The organism is Erwinia sp. PME.40.26/001, assembly GCF_055556675.1.
The window spans coordinates 1-1,776 of record NZ_JBVHNP010000019.1; the positions used below are offsets into that span (position 1 = coordinate 1).

At 53.9% G+C, this 1,776-nt stretch carries 1 rRNA gene (only partly in view); it reads right to left on the minus strand.

The features are described from left to right. Nucleotides 1-43: 43 nt before the first annotated feature. A 23S ribosomal RNA gene (locus ACZ3HG_RS22885) occupies nt 44-1,776 on the minus strand (it continues 1,272 nt past the right edge of the window).

Sequence of the window (1,776 nt, forward strand, 5' to 3'; positions counted from 1 at the left end):
TTTGCGTCTCTCAAACGCCACGCCAGAACGCTTCTGGCGTTGTAAGGTTAAGCCTCACGGGTCATTAGTACCGGTTAGCTCAACGCATCGCTGCGCTTACACACCCGGCCTATCAACGTCGTAGTCTTCAACGTCCCTTCAGGGGTCTCAAGGACCCAGGGAGAATTCATCTCGAGGCAAGTTTCGCGCTTAGATGCTTTCAGCGCTTATCTTTTCCGCACTTAGCTACCGGGCAATGCCATTGGCATGACAACCCGAACACCAGCGGTGCGTTCACTCCGGTCCTCTCGTACTAGGAGCAACCCCTCTCAATTCTCCAGCGCCCACGGCAGATAGGGACCGAACTGTCTCACGACGTTCTAAACCCAGCTCGCGTACCACTTTAAACGGCGAACAGCCGTACCCTTGGGACCTACTTCAGCCCCAGGATGTGATGAGCCGACATCGAGGTGCCAAACACCGCCGTCGATATGAACTCTTGGGCGGTATCAGCCTGTTATCCCCGGAGTACCTTTTATCCGTTGAGCGATGGCCCTTCCATTCAGAACCACCGGATCACTATGACCTGCTTTCGCACCTGCTCGAGCCGTCACTCTCGCAGTCAAGCTAGCTTATGCCATTGCACTAACCTCACGATGTCCGACCGTGATTAGCTAACCTTCGTGCTCCTCCGTTACTCTTTAGGAGGAGACCGCCCCAGTCAAACTACCCACCAGACACTGTCCCCACGCCGGATTACGGCGCCAGGTTAGAACATCAAACGTTAAAGGGTGGTATTTCAAGGTTGGCTCCACGCAGACTGGCGTCCACGCTTCAAAGCCTCCCACCTATCCTACACATCAAGGCTCAATGTTCAGTGTCAAGCTGTAGTAAAGGTTCACGGGGTCTTTCCGTCTTGCCGCGGGTACACTGCATCTTCACAGCGAGTTCAATTTCACTGAGTCTCGGGTGGAGACAGCCTGGCCATCATTACGCCATTCGTGCAGGTCGGAACTTACCCGACAAGGAATTTCGCTACCTTAGGACCGTTATAGTTACGGCCGCCGTTTACCGGGGCTTCGATCAAGAGCTTCTCCTTGCGGATAACCCCATCAATTAACCTTCCGGCACCGGGCAGGCGTCACACCGTATACGTCCACTTTCGTGTTTGCACAGTGCTGTGTTTTTAATAAACAGTTGCAGCCAGCTGGTATCTTCGACTGCCTTCGGCTCCAGGAGCAAGTCCTTTCACCTACCGACAGCGTGCCTTCTCCCGAAGTTACGGCACCATTTTGCCTAGTTCCTTCACCCGAGTTCTCTCAAGCGCCTTGGTATTCTCTACCTGACCACCTGTGTCGGTTTGGGGTACGATTCAATGTTACCTGATGCTTAGAGGCTTTTCCTGGAAGCAGGGCATTTGTTACTTCAGCACCGTAGTGCCTCGTCATCACGCCTCAGCCTTAAAGAGTTCCGGATTTGCCTGGAACTCAAGCCTACACGCTTAAACCGGGACAACCGTCGCCCGGCTAACATAGCCTTCTCCGTCCCCCCTTCGCAGTAACACCGAGTACAGGAATATTAACCTGTTTCCCATCGACTACGCCTTTCGGCCTCGCCTTAGGGGTCGACTCACCCTGCCCCGATTAACGTTGGACAGGAACCCTTGGTCTTCCGGCGAGCGGGCTTTTCACCCGCTTTATCGTTACTTATGTCAGCATTCGCACTTCTGATACCTCCAGCAGACCTCACAGTCCACCTTCGACGGCTTACAGAACGCTCCCCTACCCAACAATACTT